This is a genomic window from Pseudomonas sp. HMSC057H01 (genome assembly GCF_001836405.1).
Lineage (GTDB): Bacteria > Pseudomonadota > Gammaproteobacteria > Pseudomonadales > Pseudomonadaceae > Pseudomonas > Pseudomonas aeruginosa.
Genome location: NZ_KV828478.1, coordinates 77,506 through 95,495 on the forward strand (window position 1 = coordinate 77,506; position 17,990 = coordinate 95,495).

General features: G+C 69.3%; 18 protein-coding genes. 6 read left to right on the plus strand and 12 right to left on the minus strand.

Features of this window, described 5'->3' with window-relative positions; translation table 11 throughout:
- Positions 1 to 358: 358 nt before the first annotated feature.
- Positions 359 to 757: a four-helix bundle copper-binding protein gene (locus tag HMPREF2581_RS17645; protein WP_003088822.1), complete on the minus strand. Its 399-nt coding sequence runs from the start codon at positions 755 to 757 to the stop codon at positions 359 to 361.
- A gap of 170 nt (positions 758 to 927) precedes the next feature.
- Between HMPREF2581_RS17645 and HMPREF2581_RS17650 the strand changes: the two genes are divergently transcribed.
- Positions 928 to 2,700, plus strand: coding sequence for a thiamine pyrophosphate-requiring protein (locus HMPREF2581_RS17650; RefSeq protein ID WP_003088823.1), 1,773 nt, complete (start codon positions 928 to 930; stop codon positions 2,698 to 2,700).
- An 18-nt stretch (positions 2,701 to 2,718) separates the two neighbouring features.
- Here the strand turns inward: HMPREF2581_RS17650 and HMPREF2581_RS17655 are convergent, their stop codons facing one another.
- The 6 genes from HMPREF2581_RS17655 to HMPREF2581_RS17680 all read right to left on the minus strand — a co-directional run bounded on the left by HMPREF2581_RS17655 (position 2,719) and on the right by HMPREF2581_RS17680 (position 8,212).
- Positions 2,719 to 3,195, minus strand: coding sequence for a DUF4142 domain-containing protein (locus HMPREF2581_RS17655; RefSeq protein ID WP_003121670.1), 477 nt, complete (start codon positions 3,193 to 3,195; stop codon positions 2,719 to 2,721).
- Between the two features lie 67 nt (positions 3,196 to 3,262).
- Positions 3,263 to 4,204, minus strand: coding sequence for a 5-oxoprolinase subunit C family protein (locus HMPREF2581_RS17660; RefSeq protein ID WP_011666680.1), 942 nt, complete (start codon positions 4,202 to 4,204; stop codon positions 3,263 to 3,265).
- Positions 4,201 to 4,914: a 5-oxoprolinase subunit B family protein gene (locus HMPREF2581_RS17665; RefSeq protein WP_003139592.1), complete on the minus strand. Its 714-nt coding sequence runs from the start codon at positions 4,912 to 4,914 to the stop codon at positions 4,201 to 4,203. The genes HMPREF2581_RS17660 and HMPREF2581_RS17665 overlap by 4 nt, the downstream gene beginning before the upstream one ends.
- Positions 4,911 to 5,654 carry a 5-oxoprolinase subunit PxpA gene (locus HMPREF2581_RS17670; RefSeq protein WP_003139591.1) on the minus strand — a complete coding sequence of 248 codons (744 nt, stop codon included), beginning with the start codon at positions 5,652 to 5,654 and terminating at the stop codon, positions 4,911 to 4,913. Before HMPREF2581_RS17670 ends, HMPREF2581_RS17665 begins: the two co-directional genes overlap by 4 nt.
- 32 nt (positions 5,655 to 5,686) lie before the next feature.
- The gene (locus HMPREF2581_RS17675; protein WP_003139590.1) at positions 5,687 to 6,916 is read right to left on the minus strand and encodes an OprD family porin; all 1,230 of its coding nucleotides are present in this window, start codon (positions 6,914 to 6,916) and stop codon (positions 5,687 to 5,689) included.
- A gap of 24 nt (positions 6,917 to 6,940) precedes the next feature.
- Complete coding sequence (locus HMPREF2581_RS17680; protein WP_003088828.1) at positions 6,941 to 8,212, minus strand: MFS transporter; 1,272 nt, start codon at positions 8,210 to 8,212, stop codon at positions 6,941 to 6,943.
- 254 nt (positions 8,213 to 8,466) lie between these two features.
- On the opposite strand from HMPREF2581_RS17680, the gene HMPREF2581_RS17685 reads away from it, so the two are divergent.
- Positions 8,467 to 9,420: a LysR family transcriptional regulator gene (locus tag HMPREF2581_RS17685; protein ID WP_003088829.1), complete on the plus strand. Its 954-nt coding sequence runs from the start codon at positions 8,467 to 8,469 to the stop codon at positions 9,418 to 9,420.
- Positions 9,421 to 9,526: 106 nt separating this feature from the next.
- On the plus strand, positions 9,527 to 10,324 hold the full coding sequence (locus HMPREF2581_RS17690; protein WP_003132222.1) for a putative hydro-lyase: 798 nt from the start codon (positions 9,527 to 9,529) through the stop codon (positions 10,322 to 10,324).
- Here the strand turns inward: HMPREF2581_RS17690 and HMPREF2581_RS17695 are convergent.
- Positions 10,309 to 11,292, minus strand: coding sequence for a hypothetical protein (locus HMPREF2581_RS17695; RefSeq protein WP_003139589.1), 984 nt, complete (start codon positions 11,290 to 11,292; stop codon positions 10,309 to 10,311). The two genes, HMPREF2581_RS17690 and HMPREF2581_RS17695, sit on opposite strands and share 16 nt — an antisense overlap.
- 191 nt (positions 11,293 to 11,483) lie before the next feature.
- Between HMPREF2581_RS17695 and ada the strand changes: the two genes are divergently transcribed.
- On the plus strand, positions 11,484 to 12,560 hold the full coding sequence (gene ada / locus HMPREF2581_RS17700; RefSeq protein WP_003139588.1) for a bifunctional DNA-binding transcriptional regulator/O6-methylguanine-DNA methyltransferase Ada: 1,077 nt from the start codon (positions 11,484 to 11,486) through the stop codon (positions 12,558 to 12,560).
- Between the two features lie 166 nt (positions 12,561 to 12,726).
- Here ada and HMPREF2581_RS17705 read toward each other — a convergent pair whose 3' ends face one another.
- The 4 genes from HMPREF2581_RS17705 to HMPREF2581_RS17720 all read right to left on the minus strand — a co-directional run bounded on the left by HMPREF2581_RS17705 (position 12,727) and on the right by HMPREF2581_RS17720 (position 15,705).
- On the minus strand, positions 12,727 to 12,969 hold the full coding sequence (locus HMPREF2581_RS17705; RefSeq protein ID WP_003088835.1) for a DUF2790 domain-containing protein: 243 nt from the start codon (positions 12,967 to 12,969) through the stop codon (positions 12,727 to 12,729).
- Between the two features lie 125 nt (positions 12,970 to 13,094).
- Positions 13,095 to 14,207 carry a DUF2855 family protein gene (locus HMPREF2581_RS17710; protein ID WP_003109878.1) on the minus strand — a complete coding sequence of 371 codons (1,113 nt, stop codon included), beginning with the start codon at positions 14,205 to 14,207 and terminating at the stop codon, positions 13,095 to 13,097.
- A 16-nt stretch (positions 14,208 to 14,223) separates the two neighbouring features.
- Positions 14,224 to 14,652 carry a nuclear transport factor 2 family protein gene (locus HMPREF2581_RS17715; RefSeq protein WP_003109877.1) on the minus strand — a complete coding sequence of 143 codons (429 nt, stop codon included), beginning with the start codon at positions 14,650 to 14,652 and terminating at the stop codon, positions 14,224 to 14,226.
- A gap of 147 nt (positions 14,653 to 14,799) precedes the next feature.
- Positions 14,800 to 15,705, minus strand: coding sequence for a LysR family transcriptional regulator BsrA (locus tag HMPREF2581_RS17720; RefSeq protein WP_003122789.1), 906 nt, complete (start codon positions 15,703 to 15,705; stop codon positions 14,800 to 14,802).
- Positions 15,706 to 15,830: 125 nt separating this feature from the next.
- Here HMPREF2581_RS17720 and HMPREF2581_RS17725 point away from each other — a divergent pair, with 125 nt between their 5' ends.
- The gene (locus HMPREF2581_RS17725) at positions 15,831 to 16,967 is read left to right on the plus strand and encodes an SRPBCC family protein (RefSeq protein ID WP_003139587.1); all 1,137 of its coding nucleotides are present in this window, start codon (positions 15,831 to 15,833) and stop codon (positions 16,965 to 16,967) included.
- Between the two features lie 36 nt (positions 16,968 to 17,003).
- Complete coding sequence (locus HMPREF2581_RS17730; protein WP_003088848.1) at positions 17,004 to 17,936, plus strand: LysR family transcriptional regulator; 933 nt, start codon at positions 17,004 to 17,006, stop codon at positions 17,934 to 17,936.
- The last annotated feature ends 54 nt before the right edge of the window (positions 17,937 to 17,990 follow it).

The window sequence follows — 17,990 nt, forward strand, 5'->3', positions numbered from 1 at the left end:
ATACCGCCTGTGGCGGTATTCGCCCTACAGGCCCCGGAAACGCCGACTGCCGCTCCAGCTCCGTAGGGCGAATAACCGCTCGCGGTTATCCGCCGCTTATCCGCGACATCGGCGGATAACGCCCGTGGCGTTATTCGCCCTACGGATCAGGACTTCGAAATGAACTCATCTCTCAGGCTCATGGCGTCGTGGTCTTTCTCCGGCAACTCCGCACACCTGTCCGCTATGTCTCCGGTCCGTACAGACGCTTGCAAAAGGGGCTCGCCTGGGAAGGCGAAACGAGAAGCCGGGGCAGGCAAGGAAATCAGCTTGCCCAGCACATTCAGACTCAAGACCACGACGGCAGAAATGGCCAGCCTCAGGCCGGCAACAATGGCCGGCAGGCCTCGACGAAGCGCCGGCAGGCACCCGCACATTCGCGCTCCAGCGGCTCGTCGCCATCGCAACGCTCCGCGCATGCCAGGGCATAGCGCGCCGCCAGCTCGCAGGCGGCCGGCGCCCATGGGCTGCGGCGCTCCAGCAGCAGGGCAGCGAGGCGGCAGAGGTCGGCGCAGTCGCCGGCGTGCTGGCGTTGTTCCCTGCTGGACTCGATGCAGAGCGCCAGGTAGCGCTCGCACGCGCGGATGCAGGCCTGGGCTGCGAGCCGGCAGCGCTCTTCCGGCGCCTGGGCGGCGGCACCGCCGAGCAGGGCGTCGGCGTCGGTTTCCAGCAGGGAACCGGGGTCTTCGTTTCCGGGATCGTTGATGGCGCGGGTCATGGCGGCACCTCCTGGCGATTGCGCCCATGCGGGCCCTGTCCCTTGGGCCGGTCGCCCGCGCCGACAGTTCAGTCGATTTCGCCGTCGGCACCGCCGCTCGATTGCCTTGAACCCTCGCCTGCGGCGCCAGTCCTCACTGGTACGACCCCAGACACGACCAGGAGGCGAGAATGTCCAGCACGGTTGCCGATCAATTGCTCGAACGCTTGAGCCAGTGGGGGGTGAAGCGCGTCTTCGGCTACCCCGGCGATGGCATCAACGGGATCATGGGCGCCATGGGCCGGCGCGCCGAGGCATTCGACTATATCCGCGTGCGCCACGAGGAGATGGCGGCCTTCATGGCCGGCGCCCACGCCAAGTTCACCGGAGAGGTCGGGGTGTGCCTCGCCACCTCGGGGCCGGGCGCGATCCACCTGCTGAACGGGCTCTACGACGCGCGCATGGATCATCAGCCGGTGCTGGCCATCGTCGGCCAGCAGGCGGCTACCGCGTTGGGCAGCGACTACCAGCAGGAAGTCGATCTGCAGAGCTTGTTCAAGGACGTTTCCGCCTATGTCGAGACCGTGGTCAGCCCGGCACAACTGCTCCATGTGCTGGACCGAGCCCTGCGCGTGGCGGTCGGCGAGCGGCAGGTGGCGACGGTGATCGTGCCCAACGACGTGCAACAGATGGCGGCCCCGAAGCGCCAGCCCCACGAGCACGGCCACGTGATGTCGGCGGTGGGCTTCGTCCAGCCGCGACCCTACGCGCGCGACGCCGACCTGGAAGCCGCCGCGGCGATCCTCAATCGCGGCCGGCGCGTGGCGATCCTCGCCGGTGCCGGGGCCCTGGGCGCGCACCGGCAACTGGAAGCGGTCGCCGAGCGCCTGGCCGCCGGAGTGGCCAAGGCGCTCCTGGGCAAGGCGGCGGTTTCCGACGACCTGCCGTACGTGACCGGCTCCATCGGTCTGCTCGGCACCCGCGCCAGCAGCATGCTGATGGAGCATTGCGACACCCTGCTGATCGTCGGCAGCACTTTCCCCTACAGCGAGTTCCTACCCAAGGCCGGCCAGGCGCGGGCGGTGCAGATCGACCTGTATCCGCGCAACATCGGTATCCGCTATCCGATCGATCAGGCCTTGCTCGGCGATGCAGGGGAAACCCTGGAGCGCCTGCTGCCGCTGCTCGAGCAGAAAAAGCACGGCGCCTGGCGCCGCCGGGTCGAGCGGGCGGTGACGGCCAGTCGCGAGGAAGCCCGGCGCCAGGCCGAAGAGCCAGCCGACCCGATCAACCCGCAGCGGGTATTCCGTTCCTTGTCGGAGCAACTGCCGGACGATGCGATTCTCTGCGGCGACAGCGGCTCGCATACCAACTGGTACGCCCGCGACATCCGCATGCGCCCGGGCATGCTCGGCTCGCTGTCGGGCAAGCTGGCGACCATGGGCAGCGGCGTGCCCTACGCCATCGCCGCCAAGCTCGCCTATCCGCAGCGGCCGGTGGTGGCGATGGTCGGCGACGGCGCCATGCAGATGAACGGCAACGCCGAACTGGTCACCGTGCAGCAGTACTGGCAGCGCTGGGACTCGCCGACCTTCATCGTGCTGGTGCTGAACAACGGCGATCTCAACCAGGTGACCTGGGAGCAGCGTGCCCTGGCCGGCGACCCGGAGTTCAGCCCGGCGCAGGAAGTGATCGATTTCCCCTACGCGCGTTATGCGGACATGCTCGGCTTCAAGGGCATCCGCGTGGATCGCCCGGAGGATATCGACGCCGCCTGGGCCGAGGCCTTCGCCGCCGACCGCCCGGTGTTGCTGGAGGTGGTCACCGACCCGAACGTGCCGCCGCTGCCGCCGCACATCAGTTTCGAGCAGGCCAAGCACCTGCTTGGCGCCATGCTGCAGGACGATCCCAAGCGCTGGGGGGTGATTCGCCAGAGCGCCCGGCAGGTCCTCGCGCGGCACTGAGCAAGGCGGTCGCGGCGCTCAGTCGGCGCGGCCGCTACGCAACTGGTCGGCCAGTTCGCGGTGGTGGTAGAAGCGCGCCAGCCATTCGTCGGCGAAGCGGCGCAGGTCGGGATCGGCGGAGTTTCGGGCGATTCCCTCGAAGCGTGCGACCAGACGGTCCTGCTGGCGAATCTGCGCGTCGAGGAAACCGCGCTCGTCGAAGCCGCCGGGAGCGGCGGCCTGCCGTTCGGTCTGGCGCGGCGAGGGCAGCGCCAAGGCCTTTTCCCCGGCCAGGGCGCGCAACTGATGGTCGAACTCCTGCTGTTCGGTGAGTACGCGCTTGGCATAGAGCTGCACCGCCTTGTTTTCGGAACGGCGCATGGCTTGCTCGGCTGCCTCCACCTGGGCCTGGCTGTCGGCCAGGCTGTCGGCGAGCAGGGCGCGGGTATCAGCGGGTTCGGCCTGGACGGCCAGGGGCAACAGCAGGGCGGCGATCAGTGACAGGCGACTGGGCATGGCGAACCTCCGGACGGGACGAGTGTGCGGTGGACGCTCGCCATACCGCGCCGTTCAAAAAAACCGCCTATGCGTCCCAGGCCGCCAGCAGGCGTCGATGCTCGCGGTGCGCCGCCTCCTGCACCGTCGGCAGCAGCCGTACCCGCTGGCCTGGCAGGCATTGCGCCAGGCGCGCCAGCGCCAGCGGGGCGAGGGCGCCGAGACGGGGATAGCCGCCGATGGTCTGGCGGTCGTTGAGCAGGACGATCGGCTGGCCGTCCGGCGGCACCTGCACCGCGCCCAGGGCGATGCCTTCGGAGATCATCGATTGCTGCCGGCATTCCAGGCGCGGGCCGAGCAGACGTACGCCCATGCGGTCGGCGCGGGTATCCACCTGCCAGTCGCCGTTGAACGCATCGAACAGGCTCATGGCCGGGAAGTCGCCGATCTGCGCGCCGAGGATCAGCTCCAGGCGCGCTTCGCCGGTGCAGTCCATGATCCGTTCGCTGGGCAGGGGCAGCGCGCGCGGTCGCGCGCCATCGGCCAGCCAGCCGAGGCTGTCGCCTGCGGCCAGGGCCTTGCCGTCGGCGCGGGGGCCGCCCAGGCCTTCGCGGGCCACCGTGGCCAGGCTGCCCAACTGGCGCTCGCCGGCGAAGCCGCCGGGCGCCGCCAGGTAGGCGCGGGCGCCCTGGCGCGGGTGGGCGAAGGCCAGGCGCTGGCCGTCGCGCACGGCGAACGCGCCCCAGGCCGGCAGCGGCTGGCCATCGAGGGTCGCGCCGAGATCGCCGCCGGCCAGGGCCAGCCAGCCGTCGGCGTGGCATTCGGCGACGAAACCGCCGAGGGCGATCTCGATCACCGCGGCGTCCAGGGGATTGCCCAGCAGCCAGTTGGCCCAGCCCATGGACAGCCAGTCGAGGGCGCCGCCCTGGGTCACGCCGAGATGGCGGCAGCCGAAGCGGCCGCGATCCTGCAACTGGACCAGCGGGGTGCTCTGGCACACCCGCAGTCCGCCGTGGATGGAGTCGTTCATGCCTGGACCTCCAGGGGCGTGTCGTCGCCGCCGAGGCGGACGAATTCGGCGTGTCCGATGGGTTCGAAGCGCACCCGGTCGCCGGCGCGCAGCAGGCTGTAGCCGTCCAGGGCGAGGTCGAACAGGCGCACCGGGCAGCGCCCGAGCAGGTTCCAGCCGCCTGGCGAGGCCTGCGGATAGACCGCCGTCTGGCGCTCGGCGATGCCGACGCTGCCGGCGGCGATGCGTTGCCGGGGAGTCGCCAGGCGGGGTGCCGCCAGGGCTTCCTCGACCAGCCCCATGAAGGCGAAGCCGGGGCTGAAACCGAGGGCGAAGACCCGGTACTCGCGCTGGCTGTGGCGGCGGATCAGTTCGGCGACGCCGAGCTGCTTGCGCCGCGCCAGGGGTTCCAGGTCGGGGCCGACCCGCGGGTCGTACCAGGTCGGCAGGACGTGCAGGCGGCCGCCGTCCTGGCGTTTCGGGCGCAAGTCGGACAGCGCCGCGGCGATCCGCGCGCGGGCCTCGCCGGGGTCGAGCTGGAGCAGGTCGTATTGCAGGAGCAGGGTGGTGTAGGACGGCACCAGGTCGAGCAGGGCGGCGCCGAACGCCGCCCGCAGGTTTTCCTCCGCCGCCAGCAGCCAGGGCATGTTGGCTTCGTCGATGCGCTCGAACAGGCGCAGGACGAAGCTGTCGATGGCGGCCACCTCGATGCGCGGTTGCGGTTGGCTCATGCCGCCTCCAGGGCGTCGCGGATGCGCCGCACCGCGGCCAGCGAGGCGGGGTTGTCACCGTGTACGCAGAGGGTCTGCGCCTCCAGCGCCAGGGCGCTGCCGTCGCTGGCTCGCAGCGGCGCGCCACGGGCCAGCAGGAGGGCCTGGGCGAGCACCGTCTCGGCGTCGTGGTGTACCGCGCCGGGCTGGCTGCGCGAGACCAGGTAGCCGGCGCCGTCGTACGCGCGGTCGGCGAACGCCTCGAACCACAGCTCGATGCCGTGGGCCGCGCCCAGCGCGCGCGCCGCGGTGTTGTCGCGGGTGCTCATCAGCATCAGCGGCAGGGCGCGGTCGTAGGCCGCCAGTGCGCGCAGCACGGCGGCGAGGATCGCCGGGTCGCGCATCATGTCCTGGTACAGCGCGCCGTGCGGCTTGACGTAGCGTACCCGCGTGCCCTGGGCGCGGCAGAGTCCGTCGAGGGCGCCGATCTGGTAGAGCAGCAGGTCTTCCACTTCCTGCGCCGAGCAGGCCAGCGAGCGCCGGCCGAAGCCGACCAGGTCGGGGTAGCCGGGGTGCGCGCCGATGCGCACGCCATGCTCCACCGCCAGGGCCACGGTGCGGCGCATGGTGCCGGGATCGCCGGCGTGGAAGCCGCAGGCGATGTTGGCGCAATCGATCAGCGGCATCACCTCGGCGTCCAGGCCCATGCGCCAGGCACCGAAGCTCTCGCCGATATCGCAGTTCAACAACAGGCTGTTCATGCTGGTTCCTTCAGGTCATTGCTCGCCGGACCTCACCACAGCGCCAGGCTGTAGCTGAGGATCAGGCGGTTTTCGTCGAGGTCGTTGGCGAAATTCGAACGCACCGTGGCGTTGCGCCATTTCACTCCGAGGTTCTTCAGCGGCCCGCTCTGCACCACGTAGCCGAGGTCGGTGTTGCGTTCCCATTCCTTGCCGTCGTTGGCCGCGCCGCGGGCGACGTTGTCGCCGGAGACGTAGCGGCTCATGAAGCTCAGGCCGGGCAGGCCGAGCGCGCCGAAATCGTAGTCGTAGCGCAGTTGCCAGGAGCGCTCGTCGACGTTGCCGAAGTCGCCGATCTGGATGAAGTTGACCAGGTACGGGTCGCTGCCGGCGATGTAGGGATAGGGATCGTCGCCGCTGATCCGCTGGTAGCCGGCGGCCACCGCGTGGGCGCCCAGGCGCAGGCTGAAGAGGGCGCCGAAGGCGCGGTTGTCCAGTTCGCGGAAGCCGCCGTCCTCGCTGGCCCGGGCGAAGCGCAGGTCGCTCTTGAGCGAGCGCTGTCCGCCGAGGTCGAGGGTGTGTACCAGGCCGGCGAAGGTCTGTCGGTAGATGTCCTTGAGCCGACCCTGGTGCAGGCTGGCGGTCAGCGCCGGGGTCAGGCGATAGTCGCCGCCGGCGAAGTCGAAGGCATCGCTGCGCCCGCCGATGCGGTTGGCGCTGAACACCTGGTAGTCGCTGGAGCTGTTCAGCTTGTTGCGGTCCAGGTGCGCGCCGCGCAGGGTCAGGCCGTCGATCTCCTGCACGTCGAGCAGCGCGCCGCGGAACAGTTCCGGCAGCAGGCGGGTGTCGTTGGCCGAGACCAGCGGGCTCTTGAAGTGCAGCGCGCCGACCTTGAGCAGGCTGTTGGAGACCCGCGCCTTGGCGGTCAGGCCGAGCTTGGCGTAGTCGTCCTGGGAACCCCCGGCGGAGCCGTCGGCCGGCAGCAGCCCGGTTCCGCCGCTGCCGCCGCCGGAGTCGAGCTTGAGGCCGAGCAGGCCGATGGCGTCGACGCCGAAGCCGACGGTGCCTTCGCTGAAGCCGGACTCCAGGCGCAGGAGGAAGCCCTGCGCCCATTCGTCGGCGTTGTCGCGCGCGCCGCTCTGGCGGAAGTCGCGGTTGAAGTAGAAGTTGCGCAGTTCGAGGCTGGCGTGGCTGTCCTCGACCAGGTCGGCCTGGGCGAGCAGCGGCCAGCCCAGCCCGCTGCCGGCGAGCAGCGCGGCAGCCAGGCGGGGAGTGGGATGCATGCTGGGGTTTCCTCGGTCGACGGCTCAGAGTTCCAGTTGTTTGCCGCGGGTTTCCGGCAGGCTGAGGGCGGCGAGGATCACCACGCCGTAGGAGACCGCGGCGAAGGCGCCGATCCCCAGGCCCAGCGAGAGCTTCTGGCCGAGCATGCCGATCAGCATCGGGAACAGCGCGGCGATGGCGCGCCCGGCGTTGTAGCAGAAGCCCTGGCCGGAGCCGCGGATGCGGGTCGGGAACAGTTCGGTGAGGAACGAGCCCATGCCGCTGAAGATGCCCGAGGCGAAGAAGCCGAGCGGGAAGCCGAGCCAGAGCATGGCGCCGTTGCTTACCGGCAACTGGGTGTAGAGCAGGACCACGGTGAAGGAGCCGACGGCGAACAGGACGAAGTTCTTCTTGCGCCCGATCAGGTCGGTGAGGAAGGCACTGACCACGTAGCCGACGTAGGAGCCGAGGATCACCATCGCCAGGTAGCCGCTGGTGCCGAGCACGGTCAGCCCGCGCTCGGTCTTGAGGAAGGTCGGCAGCCAGGCGGTGATGGCGTAGTAGCCGCCGAGGGCGCCGGTGGTCAGCAGCGAGGCGCGCAGGGTGATGCTGAGCATCCCGGGGGCGAAGATCTCGTAGAAGCTGACCTTGTCGGCGCCCTGGTTGCGCTGCCTGGCCTCGCGGTAGATCGCCGGTTCCTTGACCAGCCGACGCACCACCAGGACGAACAGTGCCGGCAACAGGCCGAGCATGAACAGCGCGCGCCAGGCCTCCTCCGGCGGCAGCAGGCTGAACATCAGCGAGTAGAGGATGGCGGTGAGGCCCCAGCCGATGGCCCAGCCGGACTGCACCAGGCCGACCGCCTTGCCGCGGTCGCGGGCCTTGATCACTTCGCCGATGAGTACCGCGCCGGCGGTCCATTCGCCACCGAAGCCGAAGCCCATCAGGGTCCGCGCGACCAGCAACTGCTCGTAGTTCTGCGCGAGGCCGCAGAGGAAGGTGAAGAAGGCGAACCAGAGCACCGTCAGTTGCAGGGTCAGCACCCGGCCGATGCGGTCGGAGAGGATCCCGGCGATCCAGCCGCCGGCGGCGGAGGCGAGCAGGGTCATGGTGTGGATGAAGCCGGCTTCGCCGGTGCTGATCCCCCACAGGGCGATCAGGGTGGGGATCACGAAGCTCAGCATCTGGGTGTCCATGCCGTCCAGGCCGTAGCCGATCTTGCAGCTCCAGAAGGCCCGGCGTTCCTGCTTGTCGAGGGCGCGATACCAGCCGAAATGACCGTCCCGGGAAGCGTCCGGGCCGGCGTCGAGGGTCATGTGTTTTTCCATGGGGGCACCGATCGTCGTTATTGGTGTTATGAGGATTCGGTGGGCGCCGTCGCACCCGGTGGTCGCATTCTTCGAGGCTGGCCAGCGAGCGTCCAACTAATTTATGCGGCCGCCGGGGATAAGAAATTTCGATGGCGGAGCAGGCCGTCATGCGTCGATCATGTGCCGCCGGAAGGCGGGCGCTGGCATGGAAGCTGCTCGCTCCTGCCACCTTGTGTCCCTTGCCCGTCGGTGCCCGCCACATGAACCTGAAATTCCTCGAGACCTTCGTCTGGGTCGCGCGCCTGAAGAGCTTCCGCCTCACCGCGGAGAAGCTGTTCAGCACCCAGGCTTCCATTTCCAGCCGGATCGCCGTGCTGGAGGACGAACTCGGCGTGAAACTGTTCGTCCGCGACTCTCGCGGCGTGACCCTGACCCCGGAAGGCGACAAGGTACTGGCCTACGCCGAGCGCATGATGGACACCATGCACGCGCTGAAGCAGTCGCTCGACACCGGCGCCAGCACCCAGGGACGGATTCGCATCGGCGCCATGGACACGGTCATCCACACCTGGCTGAGCCCGTTGGTGGCCAGGGTCACGGAAACCTTCCCGGCGGTGGAGATCGAGCTGATGGCGGACACCGCGCGCAACCTCTCCGAGCAGTTGCAGAAGGGCTACCTGGACCTGATCTTCCAGACCGACTCGCTGCGCCACGAGTCGGTGCTCAACCTGGAACTGGGCAGCTACCCGCTGCGCTGGATCGTCTCCACCGGCTCGATCTACCACCGCGACTACGCCTCGCTGGCGGACCTGGCGCGGGAGCGGGTGGTGACCTTCTCCAAGCACTCGCGGCCGCACCAGGACGTGCTCGGCCTGCTGCACGCCAACGGCGTCGCGGCACCGCGCCTGAACTGCGTGAACTCGGTGGCGGCGATGACCCGCCTGCTGCGCGATGGCTTCGGCGTCGGCGCCTTGCCGCCGGCGCTGGTCAGCCAGGAACTGGAACGCGGCGAACTGACCCTGCTGCGCCTCGGCCCGCCGCCGCCGAACCTGCCGGTGGTGGTGTCCTGGCGCGGCGGCACCGGCCTGGAACTGGTGGACGAAGTGGTGGAGCTGAGCAAGACGGTGCTGGCCGACTACGCGGCCAACGTCGGCCCGGAGTGCATGCTCCTGGCGCCGCTGAAGAAAGGAGTGGGGCGGCTGCGTTCGCGCTGATTCGGATTTTCCGATCGCCCCCGGCGGAAAAATTTCGTTGGACGCTGACCGCCGTCCGCTTCTACAAACCCGCCAACAACGACGTCCGCCAGCGCACGGAGCCGCCATGCCCGAACCGACCTTCCACGAACTCGCGCAACTGCCGCCGCCGGTCCTGCGCCAACTGATCCGCCGCGGCGACTACGCCGGCCATACCAGCGGCCTCGGCCAGCGCCACTTGCAGGCCAACCTGGTGATCCTGCAGAAATCCTGGGCCGACGAGTTCCTTCGCTTCTGTGCCCTGAACCCCCGGGCCTGCCCGCTGCTCGACGTCAGCGAACCCGGCTCGCCGCACTTCGCCCGGCTCGGCGCGGATATCGACGTGCGCAGCGACCTGCCGCGCTACAGGGTGCATCGGCGCGGCCAGGAGCCCGTCGAGGTGAACGACATCGGCGCGTTCTGGGAGGCGGATTTCGTCGCCTTCGCCATCGGCTGCTCGTTCTCCTTCGAACAGGCGTTGCTCGACGCCGGCATCGGCCTGCGCCACCTCGAGCTGGGCCGCAACGTGGCGATGTACCGCACTGCCATCGCCACCCGGCCGAGCGGTCGCCTGGCCGGCCCCACGGTGGTATCGATGCGGCCGTTGAAGGCCGCCGAGGCGATCCGGGCGATCCAGATCACCAGCCGTTTCCCGATGACCCATGGCGCACCGCTGCACCTGGGCGATCCGGCGCTGATCGGCATCCGCGACCTGGCGCGGCCCGACTACGGCGACCCGGTGCCGCTCGCGGCGGACGAGATCCCGCTGTTCTGGGCCTGCGGGGTCACGCCCCAGGCGGTACTCGCCGAAGCCCAGCCGGAGCTGTACATCAGCCACGCGCCGGGGCACATGCTGGTCAGCGACCGACTCTACGACGAACTCTGAGAGGCGTCGTCCTTCGCCGGACCGGGGATGATCGCCAGGTGGCGCAGGGCGTCCGGCTCCAGGCTGTAGCTCTTGCCGCTCGGCGCCTCGACGAGCCGGCCGAGGGCGTAGAGGGTGAAGTAGCGCACCGTTTCGGCGCAGCCGAGGATGTCTTCGAGGTAGCGCCGATGCGGATAGGCCTGCAAGGTTTCCGGGGCGACGTAGAGGAATACCGGCTTGCCGTCGATGCGGTCGCGGAACTTGAAGCGGAAGCCTTGCGGCCGGTTCGGCGAGCCGTAGCGCTTGGGCAGCAGGTCGGCGCCGCCGTAGAACACCTTGCCGGCGCTGCCCGGGGTGGCATAGCCGATGTGCTGGAAATAGGCGCGCAGCGCTATCCGGCCGAGGCCGCTGATGTGGATGTCCAACTGCTTGAATTCTTCCGCCGGCAGTTCGGCGCGGGCCTGGCGGAAGGTGTCGACGAGCTGTTCGAAATCGCGGGTGCGCCGCCGCCGTTGCGTTCTCTGCCGAGGCGCGGCGGGAGCGTCGGCGCGCACTGCGGCGGAGGCCGGCGGCTGTTCCTCGGCGTCCGGGTCCGCTGGTGGCGGCGCGGCTTCCTCGGCGATGGCCGGATCGAATTCCTCGACGTAGGCGTCCAGCTTGTCGCGGATGCGCCGCTGGCCGGCCTCCTCGGCGGATTCGCCCGGGCGCAGAGCGTCCTCGTCGTCCTCGACGAACCACTCGCAGTCCGGCAGGTGGGTGGAATGCGGGAACTTGCTGAAGTGCGCGGCCTTGCGGGTGTCCTGCGGCAGCTTGTCGTAGTTGCTCGCCGATACCTTGATCCCCTGTGCCCGGCACCCTTCGCTGGAGCAGAGGAAGTCGAAGCGTTTGCGCGGCTCGGCCTGGGAGAAGTATTCGCGGCGGGCACTGGCGATGGAGATCACTCGCTCCAGTTGCACGCAGTAGGCCAGTGCTATCCGTTTGAACGCCATGTTCCCAGTCCTTCCGCCGGTTCGAGCGGGCCATTATGGCGCCTGGCGATGGGTAGGCAAGCCGGCGGCCTCCCGCGCCTGCCGAAGCCGGGCGCACGGCCTCGCTCGAATTCAAGCGCAAGAACCGGAGTTCTTGCGCTTGAACGGCGAATTAGTCTGCGGGCATCATCCGCTCCCACAGGGGAAACGCCATGAGCCAGCAGCCCGATCCTTGCAACGCCTACCACACCGACGAACAGCGCTGGGCCGCCGTGCTGGCGCGCGACGCGGCGGCGGACGGGGCGTTCGTCTATGCGGTGAAGACCACCGGGGTCTATTGCCGTCCGAGTTCCTCGGCGCGTCGGCCCAGGCGCGAGAACGTCGAGTTCTTCGCCACTGCCGAGGCCGCCGAGGCCGCCGGCTATCGGCCCAGCCGGCGCGCCGCCGGCGACCGCAGCCTGGCGGCGGAGCAGCGCGCCGAGCGGGTGGCGCAGGCCTGCCGGATGATCGAGACGGCGGAGACGCCGCCGGCACTGGAGGCGCTGGCCGCCCGACTGGGCATGAGTCCGTTCCACTTCCATCGCCTGTTCAAGGCCGAAACCGGCCTGACGCCCAAGGCCTACGCCTCGGCCTATCGTGCCCGGCGCCTGCGCGAGCGCCTGGGCCAGGCATCCGCCTCGGTGACCGAGGCGATCTACGAGTCCGGTTTCAACTCCAACAGCCGTTTCTACGAGTCCTCGTCGCAACGCCTCGGCATGCGCCCGCGCGATTATCGCGATGGCGGCGCCGGCGCGGCGATCCGCTTCGCCATCGGCCAGTGCTCGCTGGGCGCGATCCTGGTGGCGCAGAGCCAGCGCGGCATCTGCGCGATCCTCCTCGGCGAGGAGCCGGAGCCATTGCTGCGCGAGTTGCAGGACCAGTTCCCGCGCGCCCAGCTACTCGGCGGCGACGCCGACTTCGAACGGCTGGTGGCGCAGGTGGTGGGCTTCGTCGAGTCGCCTCAACTGGGGCTGGACCTGCCGCTGGACGTGCGCGGTACGGCGTTCCAGGAACGGGTCTGGCAGGCGCTGCGGGAAATACCGCCGGGCAGCACGGCGAGCTATGCGCAGGTCGCCGAACGGATCGGCGCGCCGCGAGCGGTGCGCGCGGTGGCGCAGGCCTGCGCGGCGAACCGGATCGCGGTGGCGATTCCCTGCCACCGGGTGGTACGTCGCGACGGCGACATTTCCGGCTACCGCTGGGGCGTGGAGCGCAAGCGCGAACTGCTGCGCAGGGAAGAGCGGGATTGAGCCCAAGGCCAGGCGATACGCGGCCCGGAATGCAAAAAGCCCACTCGATGGTGGGCTCTATGCAATGGGGCGCTGGTCCTTCAGCTGGTTCCAGTATCCATGTCAGCGGTGAAAATTTCGTGAAATGAAACGACAACCCTGACCGTTCGTCCTTTCCTCCGTCGTTTCATTCGTCGCTGCACGCACGCGCCTGCTTCAGGTAGTGCAACACCTGGCGCTCGCCGTGGGAGTCCAGGTACACCAGGGTGGCGCGCACCACCTGGCAGGTATCGCTGGGCGCCTCGTCGACGCTCAGCACCCTGGCCACGTCCAGCGGCATGCCGTAGACGTAGTCGGCAGTCGCCGCACCGGCGATGGCCGGCACCAGCAGTAGTGCGACGCAGCAGAGGTAGAGCTTGGCTCGGTTCATGGACGGTATCTCTCCATCCCCCCGCGAAGCGACGGCGCAAGGGCGCCGCCGACGCCATGGGTGGAACCCGCTTCGTCGTTCGCGACGGGTTCGCCACCTCCGTCCAGCAGTATAGAACGGCGGCCTCAGCCGCCGTCGAGGGAAAGGATGTAGCCCAGTTGCGGTGCCGAGCGCCCGGCCAGCAGGTCCTGGTAGACCTCCAGCACCTCGCTGCCGCCGACACCGTGGCGGACCTGGATCCAGCCGCCGACGAAGGCCGAGAACTCGCCCCAGACTTCCGCCAGGCGCGCCTGGAACGCCGCGCCGCCCCAGTCCTTGAGGCGTTTTTCCGCCTGCGCCGGGGCGAAGAACAGCTTCGGCGTCGGACCCGGCAGCGCCTTCGGCAGGCCACCGCGCTGGTCCCAGTGGGCGGCGCCGACCAGGCAACTGTAGCGCAGGCGGTCGCCCAGGCGCTGGTGCAACTGGCCGAGCAGGGCGCCGTTGCCGGCGAAATCCACGCTCAGCGCGTCTCCGCTGGCGTCCAGTGCGTCCAGGCGGTCGTAGGCCAGGACCTCGTCATAGCAGCCCAGGCCTTCGACGAAGGCGCGGTTGCCCGCGGAGGTCAGGCCGACGATGCGGTAGTCCTGGCCGCGTTGCGCACGATTGCGCTGGAGGAGGAAGGCCAGGCCGATGGCGGTCTTGCTCGAGGCACTGCTCAGCAGCAGGTCGGTGGCGCCGAAGAAGGCATGCTCGGCGAGGAAGTCGTCGAGCAGGAACGAGGTGGTGAACAGCGGCCGCAGGAGCATCTGCAGGGCCTCGTCGGAGGCCCGGTAGAGCGGGTCGCTGCTGCAGCGCAGGTACTGGTTGTAGACCGACGGGAGGTTCCGGCGGTGCTCGCTGGCGTCGACGAAGCCGCTGCCGCGGACCTGCGCCGGCGCGACCAGCAGGTGGCTGGCCATCGGATAGTAGCCATAGAAGCGCTCGCCCGGTTCGACCCCCGGGCAGCGCGAGGCAAGCACCTCGGCGAAGCCCCAGACCGGGACGATGCCCAGCCCCTCGCCGGCCGGGAAGAACTCCCAGTAGCGCAGGGCATCGCCGAGGGCGGCATAGGTGACGTTGTTGGCGGTCAGGGCGAACTCGCCGACCGCCAGCAGCGCCTGGCCTTCCGCCAGCGCCTCCGGGGCGGGCAGGTTGCGCGTACGCAAGGCGGCGGTGGCGAGCTGGCGACGCTCGACCACGACTTCGGTGATGCGGGTCATGGCAGGTTCCTCCGCCTCAGGCCTTGCTCGCGGCCAGATAGGGCGCCAGGCGCCGGCCCATTTCCTCGCCGAGGGCCTGGAGGCCGCTCATGGGGCGGACCATCACTTCGAAGTCGACGATCCGGCCGTCGTCGTCGAAGCGGATCATGTCGATGCCTTTCAGTTCGCGTTCGCCGACCCGCGCGCTGAACTCCAGCACCACGCTGCGGCCGTCGGCGCTGGCCAACTGGCGGTGATAGGCGAAATCCTCGAAGACCGTGAGCACGGTATTCAGGATCATCGAGACCACCGGTGCGCCGGTATACGGCTTGTGCGCCATCGGCGAGCGGAACACGGCGTCGGGGTGCAGCAGGCGCGGCAACCCGGAGAGGTCGCGGCGGGCGATCAGCCCGTGCCATTCGGCGAGGGTGGCGGCGGCGTTGGCTTCGAGCGGCAGGCTGGTCATACGGTGGCTCCTCTGGCGGGTGCTGGACTGTATCCCCGGGGCGGCCGGGGACCGGCAGCGGGGCGCAGCCTCACCATAGGTCGCGGGAAAGGCCTCGCTCAATGATCGAAAGTGACGGAAGACTGATCCTGGCGCGCAACCTGCGACTCAGCCCTGTTCGATCTGCACGATCTGCTCGCGCAGCCATTGCAGGCCGGGCGTCGCTTCCTGCTGGCGATGCCAGATCAGGTTGACCTGCACCGGGGCCATCTCGAAGGGGACGTCCGCCAGTTGCAGACCATGGCTGCCGGCGAAACGCTCGGCCAGGCGGCGCGGCACGGTGCCGAGCAGCTCGGTGCTGGCGACGATGGCCGGGATGGTCAGGTAGTGCGGCACCAGCAATTGCACCCGGCGCTGCACCCTGGCCGAGCCGAGGACGATCTCCAGCGGACTGCCGCGCCCCACCCGCGGCAGGATCGAGACGTGCTGCGCGGCCTCGTAGGCGGCGCGGTCGAGGCCGCCGCGGAAGGCCGGATGGCCCTGGCGGCCGATCACCACCAGGCGTTCCTCGCCGACCGGCCGGTAGGCCAGCTCAGGCTCGTCGAAGTACAGGTAGTCGATCGCCAGGTCGAGTTCGCCGCTGGCCAGCTGCGCCGGGATCGAGGCGCCTTCGTCGGGCCGCACCTCCAGCGTCACCTGCGGGGCCAGGGTCTTCAAGCGGGTCACCAGGCCCGGCAGCAGGCGCAACTGGGCATAGTCGTTCATCGTCAGGCGAAAGGTCCGCGCAGTGTGCGGATCGAAGGTTTCCTGGGAGCCAAGGCCGGCCTGCAGCAGATGCAGGGCCTGGCGCACCGGCACGTACAGGGCGAGGGCGGCGGCGGTGGGTTCCAGGCCCTTGGCGGTGCGCCGGAACAGCGGCTGGTCGAGCTGTTCGCGCAGGCGGGCGAGGGCGTTGCTCACCGCCGGCTGGCTGCGATGCAGGCGGATCGCCGCGCGCGACAGGTTGCGTTCGCGCATCAGGGCATCGAAGACCAGAAGCAGGTTGAGGTCGAGCTGCTGCAAGTTCAGCTTCATGAATAATCCTCATTCTATTTATCCATTACCCTGATAAGACTGGCATCGCTACACTCGAATGCAAGCCCTTCCGCCCCGGCGGATCGGCCCGGTTCGCGGCCCAGCCAATAACAAACACACGCGAGATGCCGACCATGTCCTTCGATCCCCAACCCTTTCGCCAGCAGTACCGCGCGGCCATCCGGCCCGGCTACAACCCCTGGCTGCACGCCGGCTTCGTCCTCGCCTACGGCGGCGCCTGGATCGTCTTCTTCCTCTCCCGGCTCGAGCAGCCGAGCCTGCTGGAATGGCTGACGGTGCCGGCCGCGCTGGTGTTCTTCAACTGGGGCGAGTACCGCATCCACAAGTCCCTCGGCCACCACAAGCACCCGCTGGGGCGGATGTTCTACAAGCGCCATACCGGCGACCACCACAGCTTCTTCGTCGCCGGCCAGATGCGCTACGAACAGGCACGCGACTGGCGGGTGATCCTGTTCCCGGCCTGGCTGGTGGTGGTCTTCAGCCTCGGCGCGCTGCTCGCCTGGAGCCTGCTCGGCCTGCTGAACGACAACCTCGCCGCGCTGTTCGCCGCGACCCTGCTGCTGGGCTACCTCAGCTACGAGATCTTCCACGCCTGCGAACACCTGCCGCCGGAGCATCCGCTCAGCCGCCTGCCGTGGATCCGCCACATGCGCCGCCTGCACGAACTGCATCACCGTCGCGAGCTGATGCAGACGCACAACTTCAACCTGGTCTTCCCGTTGATGGACTGGTGCTACGGCACCCTCCACTGGGAAGCGGAACCCGCCGAGGAGCGCGCCATGACCCGCATGCAGCACCAGATCGAGATCGCCCGCGGGCCCGAGGCGACCCTCGCCTACGCCGCCAGCCCGGGGCTCTGGCCGGAATGGCATCCCTCGTCGTTACGGGTCGACGGCGCCTCGGGCCCGCTGCCGGCCGGCGCGCGCTTCGAGGAGGACATCCACGCCGGCGGCCGCGCCGGGCACCTGTCCTGGACGGTGGTCGAGTACCAGCCGGGACACCTGTGGCGCGCCAACGCCCGTGGCGACCGGGGGCTGCACCTGCGCCTGAGCTACGAATGCCAGCCGAGCGCGGCCGGCACCCGCTTCGTGCGCACCCTGGAATACCGCTTCGATGGCTGGTCGATGCGCCTGGCCAACCTGTTCCTGCTGCGCCGTCGCATCGAACGCGAGTCGGAGGAGTCCATGCAGCGCCTGCGCCGGGTCGCCGAGGCGCGGATAGCGGTGGCGGAAAGCGTATGATCGAGGGCCGCGGGGGCGGATCGCAGAAGGACACCGATGAACAAGTTTGCCGAAATGACCACCTTCGTCAGCGTGGTCGACGCCCGTAGCTTCTCCGAAGCCGCCCGCCGCCTGGGCACCACCAAGTCGCAAGTCAGCCAGCGTATCCAGCAACTGGAGAGGCGCCTGGGCCGGGTGCTGCTGAACCGCACCCGGCCGCTGAGCCTCACCGACCCCGGTCGCACCTACTACGAACACGCCTGCCGCCTGCTACAGGAGCTGGAGCAGGCGGAAGCCTCGGTGCTCGACGCCGACGACGACCTGCGCGGCCAGTTGCGCCTCTCCGCGCCGCTGGCCTTCACTCCGCGCTACCTGGCGCCGCTGCTGGCGCGCTTCGCCGAGCGCCATCCGCAATTGCGGGTGGACGTGCAGGCCGACGATCGTTTCGTCAACCTCCAGGAACCGCGCTTCGACATGGCCCTGCGCATGGGCCGGCTGGACGACTCCTGCCTGGTGGCGCGGCCGATCACCGCCAACCGCCACCTGCTCTGCGCCAGTCCCGACTACCTGGCGCGGCATGGCGTGCCGCAGCATCCCGAGGAATTACAGGCGCACGACGGGCTGGTCTACTACAACCGCGAGCCCGGCGGCATGCTCTGTCTGCCGGTGGACGGCGAACCGGCCTCGTTCCGCATCCGGGTGAGGATGCGCACCGACTCCGGGCACCAGTTGCTCGAAGGTGCGCGCGCCGGGCTCGGCCTGGCGATCCTGCCGAGCTTCCTGGCCGCCGATGCCTTGCTGGCCGGCGAGCTGCTGCCGGTCCTGCCTGGCTACTCGCCGGACGGCGGGCAGGTTTCCGTGGTCTACCGCAAGACCCAACGGACGCCCCGGAAGATCCTCGTCCTCGGCCAGTTCCTCGAAGAGGAAATCGGCGATCCGGCGCCCTGGGACCGCGCGCTCATCGAGCGTGGCCTGTTGCCGCCGGGCTGAGTTCGGAAAAACCGAACCAGCGGTTCGCCTTCCGCTGTCTGTCGCCGAGGGCGC

Excerpts from the sequence above, each read along its gene's own strand:
- HMPREF2581_RS17645 (WP_003088822.1), bottom strand. The coding sequence starts at position 757 with ATGACCCGCGCCATCAACGATCCCGGAAACGAAGACCCCGGTTCCCTG.
- HMPREF2581_RS17650 (WP_003088823.1), top strand. The coding sequence starts at position 928 with ATGTCCAGCACGGTTGCCGATCAATTGCTCGAACGCTTGAGCCAGTGG.
- HMPREF2581_RS17655 (WP_003121670.1), bottom strand. The coding sequence starts at position 3,195 with ATGCCCAGTCGCCTGTCACTGATCGCCGCCCTGCTGTTGCCCCTGGCC.
- HMPREF2581_RS17660 (WP_011666680.1), bottom strand. The coding sequence starts at position 4,204 with ATGAACGACTCCATCCACGGCGGACTGCGGGTGTGCCAGAGCACCCCG.
- HMPREF2581_RS17665 (WP_003139592.1), bottom strand. The coding sequence starts at position 4,914 with ATGAGCCAACCGCAACCGCGCATCGAGGTGGCCGCCATCGACAGCTTC.
- HMPREF2581_RS17670 (WP_003139591.1), bottom strand. The coding sequence starts at position 5,654 with ATGAACAGCCTGTTGTTGAACTGCGATATCGGCGAGAGCTTCGGTGCC.
- HMPREF2581_RS17675 (WP_003139590.1), bottom strand. The coding sequence starts at position 6,916 with ATGCATCCCACTCCCCGCCTGGCTGCCGCGCTGCTCGCCGGCAGCGGG.
- HMPREF2581_RS17680 (WP_003088828.1), bottom strand. The coding sequence starts at position 8,212 with ATGACCCTCGACGCCGGCCCGGACGCTTCCCGGGACGGTCATTTCGGC.
- HMPREF2581_RS17685 (WP_003088829.1), top strand. The coding sequence starts at position 8,467 with ATGAACCTGAAATTCCTCGAGACCTTCGTCTGGGTCGCGCGCCTGAAG.
- HMPREF2581_RS17690 (WP_003132222.1), top strand. The coding sequence starts at position 9,527 with ATGCCCGAACCGACCTTCCACGAACTCGCGCAACTGCCGCCGCCGGTC.
- HMPREF2581_RS17695 (WP_003139589.1), bottom strand. The coding sequence starts at position 11,292 with ATGGCGTTCAAACGGATAGCACTGGCCTACTGCGTGCAACTGGAGCGA.
- ada (WP_003139588.1), top strand. The coding sequence starts at position 11,484 with ATGAGCCAGCAGCCCGATCCTTGCAACGCCTACCACACCGACGAACAG.
- HMPREF2581_RS17705 (WP_003088835.1), bottom strand. The coding sequence starts at position 12,969 with ATGAACCGAGCCAAGCTCTACCTCTGCTGCGTCGCACTACTGCTGGTG.
- HMPREF2581_RS17710 (WP_003109878.1), bottom strand. The coding sequence starts at position 14,207 with ATGACCCGCATCACCGAAGTCGTGGTCGAGCGTCGCCAGCTCGCCACC.
- HMPREF2581_RS17715 (WP_003109877.1), bottom strand. The coding sequence starts at position 14,652 with ATGACCAGCCTGCCGCTCGAAGCCAACGCCGCCGCCACCCTCGCCGAA.
- HMPREF2581_RS17720 (WP_003122789.1), bottom strand. The coding sequence starts at position 15,705 with ATGAAGCTGAACTTGCAGCAGCTCGACCTCAACCTGCTTCTGGTCTTC.
- HMPREF2581_RS17725 (WP_003139587.1), top strand. The coding sequence starts at position 15,831 with ATGCCGACCATGTCCTTCGATCCCCAACCCTTTCGCCAGCAGTACCGC.
- HMPREF2581_RS17730 (WP_003088848.1), top strand. The coding sequence starts at position 17,004 with ATGAACAAGTTTGCCGAAATGACCACCTTCGTCAGCGTGGTCGACGCC.